The following is a 20,257-nucleotide window of genomic DNA, read 5'->3' as shown; positions in this document are numbered from 1 at the left end:
TCGACGGATCGACGGATCGACGAATACGGAGCCGCTCATGGAACCCCTCGACCAGCTGGTGCTGCACTCGACCGAGAACGGCGTCTCCTGGATCACCCTGAACCGTCCGGAGGCGATGAACGCCGTCACCTGGGACCAGCGCGAACGCGTCATCGCGCTGCTCGCGGCGGCCTCCGCCGACCCGGACGTCCGCGCCGTCGTCCTCACCGCCACCGGCAAGGGCTTCTGCGCGGGCGCCGACCTCAGGGGTGCCCCCACCGGCGGGGAGCGGATCGCCGGGGACGTCTCGCGCACCATCCGCCTCGGCGCCCAGCGGCTGATCGCGGCGGTCCTCGACTGCGAGAAGCCGGTGATCGCGGCGGTCAACGGGACGGCGGCCGGCATCGGCGCGCACCTCGCGTTCGCCTGCGACCTGGTCCTGGCGGCGGAGTCGGCCCGGTTCATCGAGGTCTTCGTCCGCCGCGGCCTCGTCCCCGACGGCGGCGGCGCGTACCTCCTGCCCCGGCTGATCGGCCCGCAGCGCACGAAGGAGCTGATGTTCTTCGGCGACGCACTCCCGGCCGCCGACGCGGAACGGCTCGGCCTCGCCAACAGGGTCGTACCGGACGGCGAGTTGACGAAGACGGCACGCGAGTGGTCGGAACGCCTGGCCGCCGGCCCCACCCGCGCCCTCGCCCTCACCAAGCAGCTGGTGAACGCGTCCCTGGAGAGCGACCGGTCGACGGCGTTCGCGGCGGAGGCCACGGCCCAGGAACTCAACATGACCACGCACGACGCGAACGAGGGCGTCACCAGCTTCGTGGAACGCCGAAAGCCCCTGTACCGGGGCCGCTGACAAGCGCCCCGAAAGGGCGCGGGGCTGTATCGATCAGCGGCTCCGCCGCGGCCCGCGCCCGGCAGTCGCACCCCTTCCAATCTGACGAACCGTCACCTTCAATGGGAGTCATGATGGGACACGCAGGAATGGCCGCCACGGCCGTCCGCTACCTCAGGTCGGTCGGCGCCCCGACAGCCGCGCCCCCGGCGGTCGAACCACTGCCCCGCCCCGACCTCCGCGCCGTCGGCGACGACGAACGCCTCCCCGTCGACCCCGCGGAGTTCCGTCGCGTACTCGGCACCTTCGCGTCGGGCGTCACCGTCATCACGGCCCCGCCCGCAGAACCCGGCGAGGGCCCCGCGGGGTTCGCCTGCCAGTCCTTCGCCTCGCTCTCCCTCGACCCGCCCCTGATCGCCTTCATGGTCGCCCGCACCTCCACGACCTGGCCCCGGATCGCCCGCGCCGGCGTCTTCTGCGTGAACGTGCTCGCCGCCGACCAGGGCGACCTGTGCCGCGGGTTCGCGGTGAGCGGGGCCGACAAGTTCGCGGGCGTGCGCCACGACGCGGCCCCCGTCTCCGGCTCGCCCCGGCTGGCCGGCGCCGCCGCGTGGATCGACTGCGCCGTCCACGCCGTCCACACGGGCGGCGACCACCTCATCGTGGTGGGCCGGGTGACGGCCCTGGGCGCCGACGACGGCGACCGGGGGCCGCTGCTCTTCCACCGGGGTCAGTTCGCGAGCCTCGGCTCCTGACCCGCCCCGGCGCCACCCCGCCGGATCACCAGCGCCATCAGCGCCGCCACCGCGCACAGTGCGCCCGACGCGATCCAGACCATGTCGTACGAGCCGAACGCGTCCCGCGCGACCCCGCCGAGGAACGCCACGACCGCCGCGCCCACCTGGTGCGAGGCGAGGACCCAGCCGAAGACGATCGCGCTGTCCTCGCCGTAGTGCTCCCGGCACAGGGCGATCGTCGGCGGCACCGTCGCCACCCAGTCGAGACCGTAGAAGACGATGAAGAACAGCATCGGCGGGCGGACGGACGGCGCGAGCAGGAGCGGCAGGAAGAGCAGCGAGATGCCGCGCAGAGCGTAGTAGACGGCCAGCAGGCGGCGCGCCTCGAAGCGGTCCGTGAACCAGCCCGACGCGATCGTCCCGATCACGTCGAAGACGCCGATGACCGCGAGGAGCGAGGCCGCCGCCGTCACCGGCATGTGGTGATCGTGCGCGGCCGGTACGAAGTGCGTCTTGACGAGGCCGTTCGTGGACGCGCCACAGATCGCGAAGGTGCCCGCGAGCAGCCAGAAGGGCCCCGTCCGCGCCGCCTTGCCCAGCACCGTGACGGCCCGCCGCGCGGCCCCCGGCAGGGGCGCCGGCTTGGGCACGAACTCCGTTGCCCCGTACGGCTTCTCGCCGATGTCGGCCGGGTGGTCGCGCAGCAGCAGCCAGACGAACGGGACGACGGCGAACGCGGCGAGGGCCACCGTCACCGCGGCCGGCCGCCAGTCGTGCCGGTCCACGATCCACGACAGCAGCGGCAGGAACACCAGCTGCCCGGAGGCCCCGGCCGCGGTGAGGATGCCGGTGACGAGTCCGCGCCTGGCCACGAACCACCGGTTCGTGACGGTCGCCGCGAACGCGAGCGCCATCGAACCGCTGCCCAGGCCGACCAGCACGCCCCAGTAGAGGATGAGCTGCCAGGCCGCCGTCATCCACACCGTGAGCAGCGAGCCCACCCCGATGATCGTGAGCGCGACCGCGACGACCCGGCGGATCCCGAACCGGTCCATCAGGGCGGCGGCGAACGGCGCGGTGATCCCGTACAGCGCCAGGTTCACGGACACCGCGAAGCCGATGGTGCCGCGCGACCAGCCGAACCCGGTGTCGGGGTCGTGCAGCGGCTCGATGAGCAGGCCGGGCAGCGAGGCGAAGGCGGCCGCGCCGATGATCGTCACGAAGGTGACCGCGGCCACGGACCAGGCGCGGTGCGGGCGTCTGCGGCGGGCGGCGGGGCCGGGCGCGGTGGCGGAGGGAGTCTGCGTCGTCGTCACGTCCTAGAGCTTCGGGGAAGCCGCCGCCCCGAACGAGTGGCCCGAATGCCATCCTTCGTTAGGATCGGGCCATACGATGGACACATGGCCTCCCCGACGTCCAGTTCCCCCGCCCCTGCCGCGCCGCACCGTGTCGCCGTGCTCGTCCTCGACGGCGTCATCCCGTTCGAGCTGGGCATCCCGCAGCGGATCTTCGGGCGGGCCAGGGACGCGGCGGGGCGCCCCCTGTACGAGGTGGTGACCTGCGCCGTCCGCGGGCCGGGGCCGGTCCGCAGCGACGCCGACTTCTCGATCCTCGTCGAGCGGGGCCCGGAGGCCCTGGCCACCGCCGACACCGTGATCGTCCCGGCCTCGTACGAACTCGGTCCCGTCTACGAGGAGGGCCGGCTGACGGACGAGCTCGCCGCGGCCCTCGCCCACGTCGTGCCCGGCACCCGCATGGTCTCGATCTGCACCGGCAGCTGGGTGCTCGCCGCCGCGGGGTACCTGGACGGGCGGCCCGCGACCACGCACTGGGCGGACGCTGCGACGTTCCAGGCCATGTTCCCCTCGGTCCGGGTCGACGCCGACGTCCTCTTCATCGACGACGGAGACGTCCTCACGTCGGCCGGGGTCGCCGCCGGCATCGACCTGTGCCTGCACATCGTGCGGCGCGACCACGGGGCGGCCGTCGCCAACGACGTGGCGCGGCGCACGGTCGTGCCGCCGCACCGGGACGGCGGGCAGGCCCAGTTCATCCAACGCCCGGTGCCGGAGCCGCAGTTGGCGACGACGACATCGGCGCGCGCCTGGGCCCTGGCCCACCTCCACGAGCCGATCCAGCTCCGTGACATGGCCGAGCAGGAGTCCATGTCCGTCCGCACGTTCACGCGCCGCTTCCGGGAGGAGGTCGGGGTGAGCCCCGGCCAGTGGCTCACCCAGCAGCGGGTCGAGCGCGCCCGGCACCTCCTGGAGTCCTCGGCCCTCTCGATGGACCAGGTCGCCCACGACGCGGGCTTCGGCACGGCCCAGTCCCTCCGCCAACACGTCATCGCTGCGCTCGGCGTTCCCCCGACCACGTATCGCCGGATGTTCCGCGCGGCGAGCTGAACGGCTCCGCCGGGGTGCGGGGTCACGTCACGGGCGGCTCCGCCGGGGTGCGGGGTCACGTCACGGGCGGCTCCGCCCCCGAGGCGCGCGCAACCAGCACCGCCGCCAACGCCCCGTCCGGCAGGACTTCCCGCAACGTCAGGTTCCGCGTGAGCATCGCACCGGCCTGAAGGACACCCGCCGCCACCAGGCCCACCGCCATCGCCCACGCCCACGGCGCCGACGCCACCCCGACCACGCACACCGAGACGCCCAGCACCAGCACGAAGCTCTGCAGCGGCAGTCGTCCGGGCCAGGACCGCAGCCCGTACACGAACGCTCCGACCGCCGAGCCGATCGAGAATCCGGCGAGCAGCGGGCCCGCGAGGCCGACGCCGAAGCCGCGCTGCTCCAGGAGTGCGGGCAGGATCAGTTCGGCCATCGCGAGCAGCGACAGGCTCGCGGCCCCGGTGACGTAGACCGGCCAGGCTCGCATCAACACCCGTATGCCGACGCCGGCTTCATCCCGGCCGGCGGACGCCGCACCCGCGTTCCGGTCCGGCGACAGCCAGCCCACCGGCAGCAGCCACAGCCCCGCCACCGACGCCCCCATCAACCCGCCCGCGAGCGCCAGCGGCACCCAGGGCGCCACCGACAGCGCGAGCCCCGCCGTCGCCGCGGGCGCCACCGCCCACACCCCGAACGTCAGCATCGACTCGAACGACAGCGCCTGCGCCGCCGCCCGCTCCGGCACCAGACTCGTCAGCAGGGCCCGCAGTGCCCCGGGCGCCGCCCCAGGCGCGGCCCCCGCCACGAACGCGCACACCGCGAGCGCCCAGGGCGGCACGTCCGGCCACGCCCCGAGGCCGCCGAGACCGGTGAACCCGGCCGCCCCGACGGCGAGCCCCACGGCCAGCTGCGGACGCGCCCGCTCGCCGCGCATCCGCATGCCGAGCACCGGCGCCCCGACGATCTCGCCCAGCACGTACACGGCGGCGAGCACCGCGCCCAGCGTGTAGCCGCCGGGCCGTTCCCGTACGAGGAAGACGGCCGCGAGCGGCGCCATGGCCACCGGCAGCCTGGCTCCCACGGCCACAACTGCCCATGACAGCACGGATTTCCGGGCGAGTGCGCGGTAGCTCATGCCCCGACGGTAGGCGACGTCGCCGCGCGGGCGGCAGGCCGTCAGAACGTGAGCACGCCCCGGGCCACCCGGCCCGCCTCCGCGTCCGCCACGGCCTTCCCGAACTCCTCGACCGGGTACGTCCGCGTCACCAGCTCGTCGAGCAGCAGACGGCCCTGCCCGTACAGGTCGGCGTACAGGCGCAGGTCCCGCTGCGGCCGTGAGGACCCGTAGCGGCAGCCGAGGACGGACTTGTCGAGGAACAGCTGAGCGGGCACGAACGACGCCTCCGCGTCGGCCGCCGGCATCCCGAGGAGCACGGCCTGGCCGTGCCGGTCGAGGAGGTCGATCGCGGCGCGGATCAGCTCCACCCGGCCCACGCACTCGAAGACGTGGTCGGCGCCGTCCGGCAGCACCTCGCGCACCGCGGCCACGTCGGCCAGGAACTCGGTCGCGCCGAACTGCCGGGCCACCGCCTCCTTCGCCGGATTGTTGTCGACGGCGACGATCCGCGACGCCCCGGCGATCCGGGCGCCCTGGAGGACGTTGAGGCCGACCCCGCCGGTGCCGATCACGACGACGGACTCGCCCCGGTCGACCCGGGCCCGGTTCAGTACGGCGCCGACGCCCGTGAGCACGCCGCAGCCCATCAGCGCGGCCGACGTCAGCGGGATCTCCTTCGGGATCCTCACGGCCTGCACGGCCTTCACCACGGTCCGCTCGGCGAACGCCGAGTTCGAGGCGAACTGGTACAGCGGCTCTCCCTTGCGGCTGAACGGCTGCCCCGGCATCCCGATCGCCTTGCGGCACATGGTCGGCCGGCCCCGGTCGCACTCGGCGCAGGCCCCGCAGTTGGCGAGCGTGGACAGGGCGACGTGGTCGCCGGGCGCCACATGCCCGACGCCCGCGCCGACCGCCTCCACCACCCCGGCGCCCTCGTGGCCGAGCACCACCGGGCGCGGGAACGGGATGGTGCCGTCGATCACGGACAGGTCGCTGTGGCACAGTCCGGCGGCGGCGACCCCGACGAGCACCTCCCCCGGGCCTGGGTCACGTATCTCCAAGTCGTCGACCACCGCGGCCTGTTGGCCGTCGAACACGACACCCCTCACGACAACGCCTCCTTGGGCAGCCCGAGCACGCGCTCGGCGATGATGGTGCGCTGGATCTCGTCCGAGCCGCCGTAGACGGTGTCGGCCCGGCTGAACAGGAACAGCCGCTGCTGTTCGTCGAGTTCGTACGGTGCGTCGGGCGTCCAGTCGGCCGGGCCGACGGCCGCCCCGGCCCCCCGCACCCGCAGGGCCAGCGCCCCGAGCCGCTGGTGCCAGCCGCCCCACAGCAGCTTGGCGACGCTCGGCGCCCCGGCGGCCCCGTCCCCGGCGGCGCCGCCGAGGGTGCGCAGCGCGTTCCACCGCATGGTCCGCAGCTCGGCCCAGAGGCGGACGACCTGGTCGGCGACGACCGGGTCGCGCAGCGCGCCGGTGGCGTCGGCGGTCCGCACGACGGCCCGCAACTCCTCCTGGAACCCGATCTGCTGGGCGAGGGTGGAGACCCCGCGCTCGAAGGCGAGCAGGCCCATGGCGACCCGCCAGCCGTTCCCCTCGCCGCCGACGACGTCCTCGGCGACCGCGCCGTCGAAGAACACCTCGTTGAACTCGCTGGTGCCGGTCAGCTGCCGGATCGGCCGGACCTCGACGCGGCCCGGCTGGTCCATCGGCACCAGCAGGAACGACAGGCCGTGGTGCCGCCGCGACCCGGCCTCCGTACGGGCGAGGACGAAGCACCAGTCCGCCTCGTGGGCGAGCGACGTCCACACCTTCTGCCCGGTGACCCGCCACCGTCCGTCGCCGTCCCGGGCGGCCGCCGTGCGCAGGGAGGCCAGGTCGGAGCCCGCGCCGGGCTCGCTGTAGCCCTGGCACCACAGTTCCTCGCCGCGGGCGACCGGCGGCAGGAAGCGGCCGCGCTGCTCGTCGCTGCCGTACGCGAGGAGGGTGGGGGCGAGCAGGTTCTCACCGATGTGGCCGTAGCGGCCCGGCGCCCGGACCCGCGCGTACTCCTCGGCCCAGACGACCTGCTGGGTGAGCGTGGCGACGCGGTTGCCGTACCCGTCCCGGTCCCAGCCCAGGCCGATCCAGCCGCCGGACCCCAACTCCCGCTCCCAGGCCCGCCGTTCAGGGGCCCCCTCGTGCTCGCTGCCGGGGCCGCCCCGTCCCGCCGCGGCGGCGAACCGTCCGACGAGGTGCTCCTCAAGCCATGCGCGCGCCTCCCGCCGGAACGCCTCGTCCGCGTCTGCGAAGCCGAACTCCACGTCACACCACCCGCCGTCGCCGGTCCGTCGTCACTGGTTGGGGCGCTCCTTGGCGGCGGCCGCCCGCGCCATCTCCTCCAGCTTCGCCAGCATCGGCATCGGATCGGTGCCGACCGTGCCCGGCAGGAAGTCGGCGATCCGCTCGGGCGTCCACGGCCCGTCCGCGTACCCGGCGCGCAGCTCGCGCGGCTGCGCCCACACGGCGATCTTCGGCCCGGCCACCGTGTACACCTGCCCGGTGATCCTCTCCTCGCGGGCCCGGTCGCTCAGCAGGTAGACCACGAGCGCGGCGACGTCCTCCGGCTCGCCGATCTCCTTGAGCTCCATGGGCACGTTGGCGGACATCCGGGTGCGGGCCACCGGCGCCACGGCGTTGGCGGTCACGCCGTACTTGTGCAGCCCGAGCGCGGCGCTGCGCACCAGGGAGATGATCCCGCCCTTGGCCGCGCTGTAGTTGGCCTGCGCGACGGAGCCCTGGTGGTTGCCGCTGGTGAACCCGACGAGGGTGCCGCCGCCCTGCTTGCGCATCACGGCGGACGCGGCGCGGAACACGGTGAAGGTGCCCTTGAGGTGGGTGGCGACGACGGGGTCCCACTCCTCCTCGGACATGTTGAAGAGCATCCGCTCGCGCAGGATCCCGGCGACGCACACCACCCCGTCGATCCGGCCGAACTCCCGCACGGCGGTGTCCACGATGCGCTGTCCGCCGGCCATGGTCGACACGTCGTCGGCGACGGCGACGGCGGAGCCGCCCGCCGCCTCGATCTCCTTCACGACGCCGAGCGCGACGTCCGAGGTGGGTTCGCCGCCCTCGATGGACACCCCGTAGTCGTTGACGACGACCTTGGCGCCCTCGGCGGCGCACGCGAGGGCCACCGCCCGTCCGATGCCCCGTCCCGCCCCCGTCACGGCGACGACCTTGCCAGCCAAGAAGTTCCCCACGCCCGGCCCCTTCCCGCGGTTTCTGACGACCCGTTAGATTTTCCTCGAGTCGGATTCTACGACCCGTCAGATACCGGAACACAAGACCCGGGAGGACCCGATGCCCCTGCCCGCCGAGTTCCACGACATCGCCAAACGCGTGAACAACTGGGGGCGTTGGGGGGAGGCCGACGAGATCGGCACCCTGAACCTGATCACCGACGAGGTGGTCCGCGCCGCCGCCGGCGAGATCCGCACCGGCCGCCGCGTCCCGCTCGCGCTGCCCCTCAAGGAGGACGGCGTCCAGTCGGGCATGATCCCGGGCCGGATCAACCCGCTGCACACCATGGTCCAGATCAACCAGCAGATCTTCGGCCCGGACACGGTGGCCTGCAGCGACGACGCCGTGACGATGGGCCTGCAGGCCGCCACCCACTGGGACGCCCTCACCCACGTCTCACACTCGGGCCGGCTCTACAACGGCCGCCCGGCGGACACCGTCACCGCGCACGGCGGCGCCGAGTTCAGCGGTATCGACAAGGTCCCGTACCTCGTCTCGCGCGGAGTCCTGCTCGACGTGGCGGCGGCCAAGGGTGTGGACCGTCTCCCCGGTGACCACGCGGTGACGCCCCAAGACCTCGACGAGGCAGCCGAGTTCGGGCAGGTGGAGGTCCGCCCGGGCGACATCGTCCTGGTCCGCACGGGCCAGATCCAGGTGTACCTGGCGGGCGACAAGCACGCGTACGGGTATCCGTCACCCGGCCTGTCGGTCCACACGCCCGAGTGGTTCCACGCGCACGACGTGGCGGCCGTCGCCAACGACACCCTGACCTTCGAGATCTTCCCGCCGGAGATCGAGAACCTGTGGCTGCCGGTACACGCGCTCGACCTGGTCGAGATGGGCATGCTCCAGGGCCAGAACTGGAATCTGGAATCCCTGTCCACAGCCTGTGGAGAAGAACGCCGGCACAGCTTCCTGCTGTCGGCGATGCCGGAACCCTTCAGGGGTGCGACGGGCACACCGGTGGCACCGGTCGCGATCTTGTGACGCCGCGTCGCCGAGGGCCCCCGTCACAAGGGCCCTCGACGTCCCCTCGCGGTCAATCTCCACCCACAAGCGTGACCAAACGGACACTCCACGTCAACACCCATACGGCTATTTGCCGTTAATGCGTAGAACGCCCCGAAGACTCACACGCCCCGGGCGGCCCGGCCCGCGCGGGCGGCTCAGACGGCCTCGAAGGCCACACCGTCGTACGCGGCGACCCCGTCCGTGGCGGCGGCCGCACAGCGGTCGATCTCGCACCAGATCGCCTTGCCCGCCCCTTCGGGACGCCAGCCCCAGCGGTCGGCGAGGCCGTCGACGAGTTCGAGCCCGCGGCCGTTCGTCTCCTCGCCGGCCGCGTGCCGGGGCGCCGGGGGCCGGGCGCAGGAGTCGGCGACCTCCACGCGCACGGTGCCGGGACACGCCTCCTGGACACCGGGCAGCACCATCCGCAGCACGGCCGGACGCCCGGTGTGGACCACGGCGTTGGTGACCAGTTCGGAGACGAGGAGGATCAGCGTCTCGGCCATGGGTTCGTCAGGGTCTATCCCCGAACCGGCAAGGCGCGAGCGCGCCCACCTCCGGGCCCGCCCCACCTCCGCGGGGTCGGCCCCGACCTCCAGCTGAACCTGAAGCACCTGCACCGCTCACACCATCCGAACCGGCGGACACGTCGCCTCGCGCCACTGACCACACTGGCCACTGAGGAGGATCACGGAACGTGATCCCCTTGCAGCACAGCATGGTTGACGTACAGTCACCCCAACAAGCGCTTCGGGCATATTCCAGCGCGAAGGAGTACGCGTACGGCATACTGTGCGACGCGTCTCGCGGGGGGTCGAACAGGCGGGCGTGACGCCCCGCCCTGCGCTGCGAACGGCGCCCGCGCGGCGGAGCCGCAGGTCGATACAGCCCGGGTTCCGGAGCCGCCTCGGAGGCGACACCGCGACCGTCGCACGGGTTCTCACTCGCATCTGCCACAAGGTACCGGAGCCCGGCGCCGACTCCGCGCCGTGACGAGCCCCGGGAAGGACACAACCCGATAACCACGCACGGTGACTGTCCGTGCATCCTTCCTCAGAGCACCCGGACCGTCCGCGGGCGCCGAGCTACAGGGAAGCCGCCAGCGTCTCCTCCGCGTCCCGTGCGCTGCCGCCCAACTCGGCCCGCACCCACGCCCTCTTCAGATGCAGATGGACGTCCGCCTCCCAGGTGAAGCCCATGCCGCCGTGCACCTGGAGGCAGTCCCGCGCGCCCTGCACGGCGGCCTCGTCGGCGAGGAGTTCGGCCGCCGCGACCTCGACCGGGTCCCGGGTGACGGCGGCGGCGTACACGGCGGCGCGGGCCACCTCGACCCGTACGAGCATCTCCGCGCACAGGTGCTTGACGGCCTGGAAGCCCCCGACGGGCTGCCCGAACTGCTCGCGGTCCCGGGCGTGTTGGACGGCCATCTCCAGGGTGCGGCCGGCCGAGCCGAGCTGTTCGGCCGCGTACAGGAGGGTCGCCCGCCAGGGCGTGGGTCCCGCGCCGGGGAGCCGGTACAGGGGGGTGAGCGGGTCGACGGAGGCGAGCGGCTCGGCGCCGGCCGCGTCGCCGCGCACCACGTCCGCCGCGTCCCGCCAGGGCAGCAGCCCGCCGTACGGCGCGGTCACCACCGCCTCGCCCGACGCGGCGCCCGGCACCTCGCCCGCCGCGAGGAACGTCGCCACCAGCGGCCCCGGCACCAGCGCCCGCCCCACCTCCTCGAACACCACCACCGCTTCCGGCAGCCCGAGCCCGACCCCGCCCGCCGCCTCCGGCAGACACAGGGCGAACAGCCCGGCCGAACCGAGCTCGCGCCACAGCGCCCGGTCGAGCCGCGGCGCGTCCACGGCGGCGCGCAGCGCGTCCCGCCCGAACCGGCCGGCCAGCAGCTCCCGGGTTCCGTCGCGCAACGCCCGCTGTTCCTCCGTCAGTTGGAAGTGCACGCCTACTTGCCCCCCTTGGGCAGTCCGAGGATGCGCTCGGCGACGATGTTGCGCTGGATCTGCGACGTGCCGGCCGCGATCGTGTACGACAGCGAGGAGAGCCGGTCGAGCGTCCACTCCTGGCCGGTGTCGAGGGCGCCCGCGCCGCCGAGCACCCGGGCCGCCACGTCGTACAGCCGCTGCCGGGCGTGCGAGTAGCGCAGCTTGAAGACCGAGCCGCCCACACCGGGCACCCCGCCGCTCACCTGCGCCTCGCTCACGTTCCACTGCGTGAGCCGCCACAGGCCGCTGAACTCGGCTGCCAGCAGTGCGAGTTCGCGGCGCAGGACGGCGTCGTCCCAGCGGCCGCTCTTGCGGGCGTGGGCCGCGAGTTCGCCGAGCACCCGGCGGCAGGCGACGACCTCGCCGACGAAGGCGGTGCCGCGCTCGAACGACAGGGTCACCATCGTCACGCGCCAGCCGTCGTTCTCGGCCCCGACCCGGTTGCCGGCCGGGACCCGCACCTCGTCGAGGAACATCTCGGCGAACTCGGTCGAGCCGGCGAGCGTGCGCAGCGGCCGCACCGTGATGCCGGGCGCGTCCATCGGCATGGCGAGCCAGGAGATGCCGCGGTGCTTGGGGGCCGCCGAGTCGGTGCGCACCAGCAGTTCGCACCAGTCGGCGACCTCGGCGTGCGAGGTCCAGATCTTCGAGCCACTGATCACGTACGCGTCGCCGTCCCGCCGGGCCCGCGTGCGCAGCGCGGCCAGGTCGGACCCGGCCTCCGGCTCGCTGAACCCCTGGCACCACACCTCCTGCCCGCTGAGGATCGGCGTCAGCCAGCGCGCGCGCTGCTCCGCCGTGCCCTCGGCGGCGATGGTGGGCCCCGCGTGCAGCAGCCCGACGAAGTTCGCGCCGACGTAGGGGGCGCCCGCCTTCTCGGTCTCCTCCAGGAAGATCAGCCGGGTGGTCGGCGAGGCTCCCCAGTGCACGTCCCCGTACCCGGCGTCGTACAGCCTGCGCTGCCACCCGGTGTCGTACGCGCGCCGCCCCGGCCAGTCCCCGGGTGACGGCTTGGGTCCCAGGGCGGGCAGCACGCCCCCGAGCCACTCGCGCAGCCGCGCCCGGAACTCCTCTTCCTCGTCCGTGTACGTGAGGTCCACCGGGCCCGCCTACTTGCCGTGCTTGTCGAGGTCCAGGCCGAGCATGCGGATCGCGTTGCCGCGCATCAGCTTGTAGATCGTCTCGTCGTCGAGGCCCTTGACGTGGTCGAGGGCGACCTCCTTGGTGTTCGGGAAGGTCGAGTCGACGTGCGGGTAGTCGGTCTCGAAGGTCGCGTTGTCGCGTCCGACGACGTCGAGCGAGGCGACGCCGTGCTTGTCGCGGAAGAAGCAGCAGAACATCTGCCGGTAGTAGTACGTGGACGGCGGCTCGGGGATCAGGTCCCGCACCCCGCCCCACGCGCGGTGCTCCTCCCACACGTCGTCGGCGCGCTCCAGGGCGTACGGGATCCAGCCCATCTGGCCTTCGCTGTACGCGAGTTTGAGCGTCGGGAACTTCACCAGGACGCCGCTGAAGAGGAAGTCCATCATCGAGGCCATCGCGTTGTTGAAGCTGAGCGAGGCCTGGACGGCGGGCGGTGCGTCGGGGGACGCGGCCGGCATCTGCGAGGACGACCCGATGTGCATGTTCACCACCGTGCCGGTCTCCTGGCAGACCGCGAAGAACGGGTCCCAGTAGCCGGAGTGGATGGACGGGAGCCCGAGATAGGTCGGGATCTCGGAGAAGGTGACGGCGCGCACGCCCCGCGCCGCGTTGCGCCGGATCTCGGCGACGGCCAGCTCGACGTCCCACAGCGGGATGATGCACAGCGGGATGAGCCGGCCGCCGCTGTCGCCGCACCACTCGTCGACCATCCAGTCGTTGTAGGCGCGCACGCAGGCGAGCGCGACCTCCTTGTCGTGCGCCTCGGCGAACGTCTGGCCGCAGAAGCGCGGGAAGGTCGGGAAGCAGAGCGACGCCTCGACGTGGTTGAGGTCCATGTCCGCGAGCCGCGCCTTGGGGTCCCAGCAGCCGCGCCGCATCTCCTCCCTGGTGATGCCCTCCAGGGTCATGTCGTCGCGGTCGAAGCCGACGGCGGCGATGTTGCGCTTGTACGGGAACTTCAGGTCCTCGTAGATCCACCAGTCCGTGGGCGGCCCGTCCGGGTCCATGGTGATCTGGTACTTCCCGGCGACGTAGGCGAGTTCGCCGATCCCGGCGGTGAGCGGCTTCGGTCCCTTGTCCCGGTACTTCGCCGGCAGCCAGGTCTCGAAGAGGTGGGCCGGTTCGATCACATGGTCGTCGACGCTGACGATGCGCGGCAGTTCCGTCATGGTGCTGAGCCCCTCCGCCGTTTCCTGCACGTTATCTGATGACCCGTCAGATGCAGGCTAGCCCCGCACCCCTGGACCGACAAGAAGCACGGACTTACGCTCTCATCTGATTCTGACGGTCCGTCAGTTGCGGCGCGGCGCGTCAGCAGAGGTCACGGCAACGACTTGGGGGTCACGGCATGACGCAGAGCACCGCACACGCCCTGGGCGCGTCCCGCACGCTCTGGGAGCTGGTCGAGCGCCGGGCCGCGCTCACCCCCGGACAGCCGGTCCTGCTGCAGGGCGAACGGACCGTGACCTTCGGCGAGTTGCGCGACCGCGCCGAACGGGTCGCGGCCGGCCTGCACGACCGGGGCGTCCGCCCGGGCACGGTCGTCGCCTGGCAGCTGCCCACCCGGATCGAGACGGCCCTGCTCACCTTCGCGCTCGCCCGCATCGGCGCCGTCCAGACGCCGGTCATCCCGTTCTACCGGGACCGCGAGGTCGGCTTCGCGCTCCGGGAGTCGAAGGCCGAGTTCTTCGCGACGCCCGGCGTGTGGCGCGGCTTCGACCACGGCGACATGGCACGGCGGCTCGGCGCGCGCGGCGTCTTCGAGGCGTACGAGGACCTGCCGGAGGGCGACCCGGCCGTCCTGCCGCCCCCGCCCTCCGACGGCACGTCGGTCCGCTGGATCTACTGGACGTCCGGCACGACGTCCGACCCCAAGGGCGTGCTGCACACCGACCGCTCCCTCATCGCGGGCGGCTCGTGCCTGGCCCACGCCCTGCACCTGTCCTCCTCCGACGTCGGCTCGATGGCCTTCCCGTACGCGCACATCGCAGGACCCGACTACACCGTGATGCTGCTCCTGTACGGGTTCCCGGCCGTGCTGCTGGAGCACTTCGCGCTGCCCGACTCGCTGGACGAGTACCGGCGCCACGGGGTGACGGTCGCCGGCGGCTCGACGGCCTTCTACTCGATGTTCCTCAAGGAGCAGCGCAAGGACCCGGCGCGGAAACTGATCCCCACGCTGCGCCTCCTCGCGGGCGGCGGCGCCCCGAAGCCGCCGGAGGTCTACCACTCCGTGGTCCGCGAGATGGACGTGCAACTCACCCACGGCTACGGCATGTCGGAGGTCCCGATGATCACCATGGGGGCGCCGGACGACACGGCGGAGATGCTCGCGACGACGGAGGGGCGGCCGCCCGAGGGCATGGAGATCAGGATCGTCGACGGGGACGGCAAGCAGGTGCCCGCCGGGGTCGACGGCGAGGTGCGGCTGCGCGGGGAGGCGGTCTGCCAGGGCTATCTGGACCCGCGGCAGTCGGCGGAGGCCTTCGACGAGGACGGCTTCCTGATCACAGGCGACCTCGGCCACGTCCTGCCCACCGGCCATCTGGTCCTCACCGGCCGCGCGAAGGACATCATCATCCGCAAGGGCGAGAACATCTCCGCGAAGGAGATCGAGGACCTGCTGCACGCCCACCCCCGCGTCCAGGAGGCGGCGGTCGTCGGCCTGCCGGACGCGGAGCGCGGCGAGCGGGTCTGCGCGGTCCTCGAACTCCGGGCGGGGGCATCCGGGTTGACGCTCCCCGACCTCACGTCCTATCTGCGCGCCGAGGGCCTGTCGACCTTCAAACTGCCGGAACAGCTGGAGATCCTCGACGCGCTCCCCCGCAACGAGACGCTGCGCAAGGTCCTCAAGTACAAACTGCGGGAACGCTTCTCGGGGTAACCCGCGGGGCCCGGGTCAGTCCGGCACGGTGAAGTAGAGGGCGAACGCCCGGACGACCTCGTCCTCCGAGATCCGCCCGTCGCCGTCCGCGTCCAGCGCGGCGGCGGCCGTCGCGGCGACCTCGGGCCCGACCCCCACGACGCGCATGATGCGCTCCGCCGCGGCCGTGCTGAGCCCCGCGCCCTCCGGGTCGGCGACGGCGATCGCGCCGCGCAGGAACGGCCGGGCGATCTCCGCGAACCGGTCGGGGCTGTCCCGCAGCCGCTTCACGGCCCCGGTCACGAACTCCCCCCGGGTCACCCGCTGGTCCCCGTCCACGTCCGCGATCCCGGCCATCCCCTGCCAGAACGCCTCGGCGCCCGCGTACAGCGCCTGCCCCCGGTCGCAGCGGGCCGTGGTGCCGAACTCGGCGAGCAGGGCCTTGGCCGCGACGTAGAAGTCCTCGCGGTCGATGTAACCGTTCCCGTCCTGGTCGAATCCGGCGAACCGGGCCGCGATCCTCCGCTCGTCCATGGTCATGGGCCGCCTCTCGGGTAGTGGGGGTGTGCCGCGTTCGGAGCGTACGTCGAAGAGGGGCGGGCGCGGCCTGAAAGGTGACGGTTGTGTCAGGGCTGGTGGAATTCCGGGACAACTCCGTGGCGAGGTCCGTCACGGCCGGTCCGCGGGCGGACGCAACCGCGCTACGCCGACATCGGCTCCGCGTCGTCGTCCACGGCCGCCGCCACGTCCGGGTACACGTCGAAGAGGCGGCGGACGCCCAGGGCGCCGAGGACGCGGTTCACGTGGGAGCCGTCGACCGCGCCCTGGGCGGGGAGGATCAGGCGGAGGCGGCCCTGGCAGGAGCGCATCAGGCGGCGGGACGCGATGAGGACGCCGACGCCGCTGGAGTCGCAGAACAGCACGTCGGAGAGGTCGAGGACGACGCTGCGGCGGCCGTCGGCGACCGCTTCGTGCACCTGCTGGCGCAGCGCGGGCGACGTCACGAGGTCCATCTCGCCCGACGCGCGCACGACGGCCCAGTCGCCCCGCCCTGACTCGGTCACCTTGAGCGCCACGCGCCACGCCTCTCGCTCGCCGTCACTTCGATCCGGAACCTGTGCCTACGTTTCGCTTCCACAGCGCGGCTGCCCGGACGTGTTGCGATGAAACACCACCGCAGGCCTATCACATATGACCTGGTTAAGAACCAGACGGTCCCAGGTGGTCGGATACGGACCCATCCGGTCATACACCAGCTGCACAGGCCACCGGTTCTTTACCACCCGCTACCGCCGCGGAGCGCACAATGCGGCAAAGGTGCGTGCGTTGTCGGCGCCTCGGACTACATTCGGGTAAGAGGCAAGCAGTTCATGAGTACGGGCAGTCGGTGAGGGGGCCTCATGCCCAAGGACACTCCGTCCCGCTGGGACCGGAGGATGCAGCAGCGGCTCGCGCACGGCGAGGCCGCGGCGCTCGGCGAGCTGTACGACCGCTTCGCGTCCCTGGTGCACGGACTCGCCCACCGCGTCCTGGACGACGAGGACGCCGCCGACCAGATCACCCGCGAGGTCTTCACCCAGATCTGGGAGAACCCGGAGGCGTACGACGCCAAGCAGGGCCCGCTGCGGTCGTTCATCGCCACGCTCGCCCACCGCCAGGCCGTCCACCGGCTGCGCCAGACCGAGTCCGCCGCCCTGGTGCGCACCGGCCTCGGCACCACCGAGGACCTGGAGCGCAAGGTGCGCCGCGCGTCCGCCGCGGCCCGCGCCGACTACATCGTGACGTCCATGCCCGCCCCGCTGCGCGCCGCCCTGGAGCTCGCCTACTTCCAGCGCCGTGACTACCGCCAGACCGCTGCCGACCTCGGCGTCACCGAGGACGAGGCGCGCCGCCGCCTCCGCCTCGGCCTGCAGCTCCTGTCCACGGCCCACGACAGCGGCACACCTCCTGGCGGATACGGGAGGCCGGCGTGAGCGGGGCCAACGGACCGGACCGGTTCGATCCGCACGATCCGCACGACCCGTACGAGGAAGAGCCCGGGCAGCCGCAGGACAGCGGCGCCACCGCGGGCGCACCGCGCATACCGACACCGCGCGCCTCCATAGAGGACACCGGCCGCCCGCTGCCCGACCTCGCGGCCCCCGTCCCCCTCGTCCTCGAGCACCGCGTCCTCAAGTCACTGCTCGGCGCCTGGGCCCTCGCGGCCTGCTCGCCCGAGGAGACCGTCGCCGTGGAGGACCACCTGGGCGACTGCGGCTCCTGCGCCGAGGAAGCACTGCGGCTGCGCGACGCCGTCGGCCTGCTGCACGCCGAGGAGTCCCTCGACCTCGACCCCCTGCTGCGCTCCCGCGTGCTGGAGGGCTGCCTCACCCGCCGCCCCGCCCGCGTCCCGGTCCCCGTCTGGGCCTCCCCGTACGACGCGGAGACCGCGCGGCTCGACGCGCTGCTCAAGGACATCGGCGACGGCGAGTGGCACGCGCCGGTCAGGCTCCGCTGGTACGAAAGCGGCGACCAGGTCAGCCGCAAGACCACCGTCGCCGGTGTGATCGCCCATCTCACCAGCGTCGACGGCCTGGTCGCCCGCGCCATCGGCCTCGACGACCCGCTCGGCTCGCCGGCCCGCGAGGGGCTCGGCCCCGCCGCGCGCACGGAGGCGTACTGGAAGGCGTCGTACTTCCCGCCGACCCGCGCCGTCCGCGTCCCCTGGCGCGACCAGTCGCACGCGCTGATCCGCACGGTGTCGTTCGCCGGCGCGGACGCGAGCGGCACCGGCGGTTCCGGTCAACTCCCGATCTCGTACGGGGACTTCGAGCTGTCGTTGCGGGACGCCATGACCGACAGGGCCTTCGAGTGCTGGGTCCACGCGGGTGACATCGCGGACGCGGTGGACTATCCGTACGAGGCCCCGGCCCCGCGCCATCTGAACCGGATGATCGACCTGGCCGCCCGGATGCTGCCCGGTTCCCTCGCGCTGCGCCGCCGCCAGGGGCTGGCCGCCCCGGCGCGGGAGCTGGTCGCGGCCGGTGCCGCGGGGCGCAGTCTGCGGCTCGAGGTCGAAGGGGCGGGGGGTGGCGAGTGGCTGATCTCCCTCGACTCACCCGGGGCGGTCGGTTCCGCCGAGCGGGAGGTGGCGCACGTCGCCCTGGACGGCGTGGAGTTCTGCCGGCTCGCCGCGGGGCACGTCTCCCCTGACGAGGCTGCCGCCGGGCAGGTCGGTGACCGTGAGGCGATCCGCGACGTGTTGTCGGCGACGGCGGCACTGAGCCGGATGTAGCCGGTCCCCGTCTGCCGGGCCCTGAAAGGCACACTCCGTGCGCCTCCAGGAGGCCGCAGGCCTCCTGGGGCGCGGGGAACTGCGCGACCAGCCCCCACTCAGCCGCACCCGACTACGCGAAGACGACCGTGCGGCGGCCGTTCAGGAGGATTCGGCGCTCCGCATGCCACTTGACGGCCCGCGCCAGCGCCTGGCACTCCACGTCACGGCCGATCGCCACCAGCTGATCGGGCGTGACGTCGTGCCCGACCCGCTCGACCTCCTGCTCGATGATCGGCCCCTCGTCGAGATCGGCGGTCACGTAGTGCGCGGTCGCACCGATCAGCTTCACACCCCGGGCATGCGCCTGGTGGTACGGCTTCGCGCCCTTGAAGCTCGGCAGGAACGAGTGGTGGATGTTGATGATCCGCCCGCTCAGCTGCTTGCACAGGTCGTCCGAGAGCACCTGCATGTAGCGGGCGAGCACGACGAGCTCGACGCCCTCCGCCCGCACCAGGTCGAGCACCTGCTGCTCGGCCGCGGCCTTGGTGTCCTTGGTCACGGGGATGTGGTGGAACGGGATGTCGTACGACGACACCAGCTCGGCGAAGTCCGTGTGGTTGGAGACAACCGCGGCGATGTCGACGGGCAGCGCTCCGATCCGCGCGCGGAAGAGCAGGTCGTTCAGGCAGTGGCCGAACTTGCTGACCATCAGCACGACCTTCATCCGGTCCGACGCCCGGTGGATCTGCCAGTCCATCCGGAACGAGTCCCCGATCGCGGCGAAGCTGGCCCGCAGCTTCTCCACGGTGACCGGGGCGTCCGCGCTGAAGTGGACGCGCATGAAGAACAGACCGGTGTCGTGGTCGCCGAACTGCTGGCTGTCCTCGATGTTGCAGCCGGTCATGAAGAGATAGCTCGACACGGCGTGCACGATGCCCTGCTTGTCGGGGCAGGAGAGGGTCAGGACGTACTGCTCGGGACCGGTGACGGGTGCGGACTGCGCGTTCATAAGGGCAAGGTTCGCACACCCGTGGATCCGGCGGAGCGGCGTTCCGGGGTGCGGACCGCGGCCGGAGGTCAGGCGGCCCTGGTCATGATCCGCAGCACTTCGAGGGTGCGCGGCGCCGCGTCGGGATCCTCACCGTCACTCGTGGCGAGCCGCACGTGCGCGTCGCGCGCGGCCCGCACCGCCTCCGGCCATCCCTCGTGGTCCAGGTACGCGGAGACGGGGGCGTCAGGACCCACCTGGTGCATGATCCGCAGGACCCGCAGCACGGCGGAGTCGACGAGCGCCGCCTCCTGCGAGTCCCGGAATATCGTCCCGACGTACTTCTCGGCGGACCAGTTGTCGAGCCAGGTGTCCTCGACGAGGCGGTACACCGCGTCGGTCACGTCCCCGTACCCGTCCACGCCCGCCAGCCACACGTTCCGTTGGAACGCGGGGTCCGAGAGCATGTGCAGCGCGGAGCGCACATTGGTGCGCCAGCGCCACCACGGCATGTCGTTGAGTGGCATGCCGTCCATGTTCGTGGAGCGACGGCCGCGGCGGGAAGACTTCTCCGAGCTTTGCACGGTCATCGATCGTACGTCCCTTCCCCCGGCGCCCCGACCGACCCCCGTAATTCACCTCCGCGTCACCAGGCGTTGACCACCG

The 20,257-nt window shown here is 72.7% G+C and carries 20 protein-coding genes; 7 read left to right on the top strand and 13 right to left on the bottom strand.

The features are described 5' to 3' along the window. Window positions 1-37: 37 nt before the first annotated feature. Complete coding sequence (locus M4J07_RS07885) at window positions 38-835, top strand: enoyl-CoA hydratase/isomerase family protein (protein ID WP_255968825.1); 798 nt, start codon at window positions 38-40, stop codon at window positions 833-835. Between the two features lie 113 nt (window positions 836-948). Next, window positions 949-1,569, top strand: coding sequence for a flavin reductase family protein (locus M4J07_RS07880; protein WP_255968848.1), 621 nt, complete (start codon window positions 949-951; stop codon window positions 1,567-1,569). Here M4J07_RS07880 and M4J07_RS07875 read toward each other — a convergent pair. Then, window positions 1,545-2,867: an MFS transporter gene (locus M4J07_RS07875; RefSeq protein ID WP_255968823.1), complete on the bottom strand. Its 1,323-nt coding sequence runs from the start codon at window positions 2,865-2,867 to the stop codon at window positions 1,545-1,547. The genes M4J07_RS07880 and M4J07_RS07875 overlap by 25 nt on opposite strands. An 84-nt stretch (window positions 2,868-2,951) precedes the next feature. On the opposite strand from M4J07_RS07875, the gene M4J07_RS07870 reads away from it, so the two are divergent. After that, window positions 2,952-3,956, top strand: a complete 1,005-nt coding sequence (locus M4J07_RS07870; RefSeq protein WP_255968821.1) for a GlxA family transcriptional regulator — start codon at window positions 2,952-2,954, stop codon at window positions 3,954-3,956. Window positions 3,957-4,011: 55 nt separating this feature from the next. Here M4J07_RS07870 and M4J07_RS07865 read toward each other — a convergent pair whose 3' ends face one another. From M4J07_RS07865 to M4J07_RS07850, 4 genes are read right to left on the bottom strand one after another with little or no spacing between them, the layout of a single operon-like run. Continuing rightward, window positions 4,012-5,079, bottom strand: coding sequence for an MFS transporter (locus M4J07_RS07865; protein ID WP_308284739.1), 1,068 nt, complete (start codon window positions 5,077-5,079; stop codon window positions 4,012-4,014). A 41-nt stretch (window positions 5,080-5,120) separates the two neighbouring features. Continuing rightward, complete coding sequence (locus M4J07_RS07860) at window positions 5,121-6,170, bottom strand: alcohol dehydrogenase catalytic domain-containing protein (protein ID WP_255968819.1); 1,050 nt, start codon at window positions 6,168-6,170, stop codon at window positions 5,121-5,123. Further along, window positions 6,167-7,366: an acyl-CoA dehydrogenase family protein gene (locus tag M4J07_RS07855; protein ID WP_255968817.1), complete on the bottom strand. Its 1,200-nt coding sequence runs from the start codon at window positions 7,364-7,366 to the stop codon at window positions 6,167-6,169. Before M4J07_RS07855 ends, M4J07_RS07860 begins: the two co-directional genes overlap by 4 nt. A gap of 30 nt (window positions 7,367-7,396) precedes the next feature. Then, entirely contained in the window at window positions 7,397-8,308 is a 912-nt protein-coding gene (locus M4J07_RS07850; protein WP_255968815.1) for an SDR family oxidoreductase, read from the bottom strand. Window positions 8,309-8,408: 100 nt separating this feature from the next. Between M4J07_RS07850 and M4J07_RS07845 the strand changes: the two genes are divergently transcribed. Beyond that, window positions 8,409-9,335: a cyclase family protein gene (locus M4J07_RS07845; protein WP_255968813.1), complete on the top strand. Its 927-nt coding sequence runs from the start codon at window positions 8,409-8,411 to the stop codon at window positions 9,333-9,335. A gap of 179 nt (window positions 9,336-9,514) precedes the next feature. Here the strand turns inward: M4J07_RS07845 and M4J07_RS07840 are convergent, their stop codons facing one another. The 4 genes from M4J07_RS07840 to M4J07_RS07825 all read right to left on the bottom strand — a co-directional run bounded on the left by M4J07_RS07840 (window position 9,515) and on the right by M4J07_RS07825 (window position 13,653). Beyond that, window positions 9,515-9,976, bottom strand: a complete 462-nt coding sequence (locus M4J07_RS07840; protein ID WP_255968811.1) for an ATP-binding protein — start codon at window positions 9,974-9,976, stop codon at window positions 9,515-9,517. A 465-nt stretch (window positions 9,977-10,441) separates the two neighbouring features. Then, a complete protein-coding gene (locus M4J07_RS07835; protein ID WP_255968809.1) occupies window positions 10,442-11,299 on the bottom strand; it encodes an acyl-CoA dehydrogenase family protein in 858 nt (285 codons plus the stop codon). Between the two features lie 2 nt (window positions 11,300-11,301). Next, window positions 11,302-12,441, bottom strand: a complete 1,140-nt coding sequence (locus M4J07_RS07830) for an acyl-CoA dehydrogenase family protein (protein ID WP_255968806.1) — start codon at window positions 12,439-12,441, stop codon at window positions 11,302-11,304. A gap of 9 nt (window positions 12,442-12,450) precedes the next feature. Further along, window positions 12,451-13,653, bottom strand: coding sequence for an amidohydrolase family protein (locus M4J07_RS07825; RefSeq protein WP_255968804.1), 1,203 nt, complete (start codon window positions 13,651-13,653; stop codon window positions 12,451-12,453). 179 nt (window positions 13,654-13,832) lie between these two features. Between M4J07_RS07825 and M4J07_RS07820 the strand changes: the two genes are divergently transcribed. Continuing rightward, the gene (locus tag M4J07_RS07820; RefSeq protein ID WP_255968802.1) at window positions 13,833-15,368 is read left to right on the top strand and encodes a class I adenylate-forming enzyme family protein; all 1,536 of its coding nucleotides are present in this window, start codon (window positions 13,833-13,835) and stop codon (window positions 15,366-15,368) included. Between the two features lie 15 nt (window positions 15,369-15,383). Here M4J07_RS07820 and M4J07_RS07815 read toward each other — a convergent pair whose 3' ends face one another. Next, the gene (locus M4J07_RS07815; protein WP_255968846.1) at window positions 15,384-15,881 is read right to left on the bottom strand and encodes an EF-hand domain-containing protein; all 498 of its coding nucleotides are present in this window, start codon (window positions 15,879-15,881) and stop codon (window positions 15,384-15,386) included. Between the two features lie 167 nt (window positions 15,882-16,048). Continuing rightward, the gene (locus M4J07_RS07810; protein ID WP_255968800.1) at window positions 16,049-16,423 is read right to left on the bottom strand and encodes an STAS domain-containing protein; all 375 of its coding nucleotides are present in this window, start codon (window positions 16,421-16,423) and stop codon (window positions 16,049-16,051) included. A 324-nt stretch (window positions 16,424-16,747) separates the two neighbouring features. Here M4J07_RS07810 and M4J07_RS07805 point away from each other — a divergent pair, with 324 nt between their 5' ends. Both M4J07_RS07805 and M4J07_RS07800 read left to right on the top strand, forming a co-directional pair. Beyond that, window positions 16,748-17,320 (top strand): sigma-70 family RNA polymerase sigma factor, encoded by a 573-nt coding sequence (locus M4J07_RS07805; RefSeq protein WP_255968798.1) that lies wholly within the window; start codon window positions 16,748-16,750, stop codon window positions 17,318-17,320. Further along, window positions 17,302-18,621 (top strand): zf-HC2 domain-containing protein, encoded by a 1,320-nt coding sequence (locus M4J07_RS07800; RefSeq protein WP_374215010.1) that lies wholly within the window; start codon window positions 17,302-17,304, stop codon window positions 18,619-18,621. Before M4J07_RS07805 ends, M4J07_RS07800 begins: the two co-directional genes overlap by 19 nt. 112 nt (window positions 18,622-18,733) lie before the next feature. Here the strand turns inward: M4J07_RS07800 and purU are convergent, their stop codons facing one another. After that, window positions 18,734-19,612 carry a formyltetrahydrofolate deformylase gene (purU, locus tag M4J07_RS07795; protein ID WP_255968793.1) on the bottom strand — a complete coding sequence of 293 codons (879 nt, stop codon included), beginning with the start codon at window positions 19,610-19,612 and terminating at the stop codon, window positions 18,734-18,736. A 68-nt stretch (window positions 19,613-19,680) separates the two neighbouring features. Further along, window positions 19,681-20,181, bottom strand: coding sequence for an SCO4402 family protein (locus M4J07_RS07790; protein ID WP_255968791.1), 501 nt, complete (start codon window positions 20,179-20,181; stop codon window positions 19,681-19,683). Window positions 20,182-20,257: the final 76 nt, after the last annotated feature.

This window comes from Streptomyces longispororuber (genome assembly GCF_024448165.1).
Taxonomy (GTDB): Bacteria; Actinomycetota; Actinomycetes; order Streptomycetales; family Streptomycetaceae; genus Streptomyces; species Streptomyces longispororuber_A.
Note: the sequence above shows the minus strand (reverse complement) of the source record. Positions and strands in the feature narration are given on the sequence as shown.

Coding starts and splice junctions, on each gene's coding strand:
- purU (WP_255968793.1), bottom strand. CDS start 19,612: ATGAACGCGCAGTCCGCACCCGTCACCGGTCCCGAGCAGTACGTCCTG.
- M4J07_RS07865 (WP_308284739.1), bottom strand. CDS start 5,079: ATGAGCTACCGCGCACTCGCCCGGAAATCCGTGCTGTCATGGGCAGTT.
- M4J07_RS07885 (WP_255968825.1), top strand. CDS start 38: ATGGAACCCCTCGACCAGCTGGTGCTGCACTCGACCGAGAACGGCGTC.
- M4J07_RS07880 (WP_255968848.1), top strand. CDS start 949: ATGGGACACGCAGGAATGGCCGCCACGGCCGTCCGCTACCTCAGGTCG.
- M4J07_RS07870 (WP_255968821.1), top strand. CDS start 2,952: ATGGCCTCCCCGACGTCCAGTTCCCCCGCCCCTGCCGCGCCGCACCGT.
- M4J07_RS07815 (WP_255968846.1), bottom strand. CDS start 15,881: ATGGACGAGCGGAGGATCGCGGCCCGGTTCGCCGGATTCGACCAGGAC.
- M4J07_RS07825 (WP_255968804.1), bottom strand. CDS start 13,653: ATGACGGAACTGCCGCGCATCGTCAGCGTCGACGACCATGTGATCGAA.
- M4J07_RS07845 (WP_255968813.1), top strand. CDS start 8,409: ATGCCCCTGCCCGCCGAGTTCCACGACATCGCCAAACGCGTGAACAAC.
- M4J07_RS07820 (WP_255968802.1), top strand. CDS start 13,833: ATGACGCAGAGCACCGCACACGCCCTGGGCGCGTCCCGCACGCTCTGG.
- M4J07_RS07805 (WP_255968798.1), top strand. CDS start 16,748: ATGCCCAAGGACACTCCGTCCCGCTGGGACCGGAGGATGCAGCAGCGG.
- M4J07_RS07790 (WP_255968791.1), bottom strand. CDS start 20,181: ATGACCGTGCAAAGCTCGGAGAAGTCTTCCCGCCGCGGCCGTCGCTCC.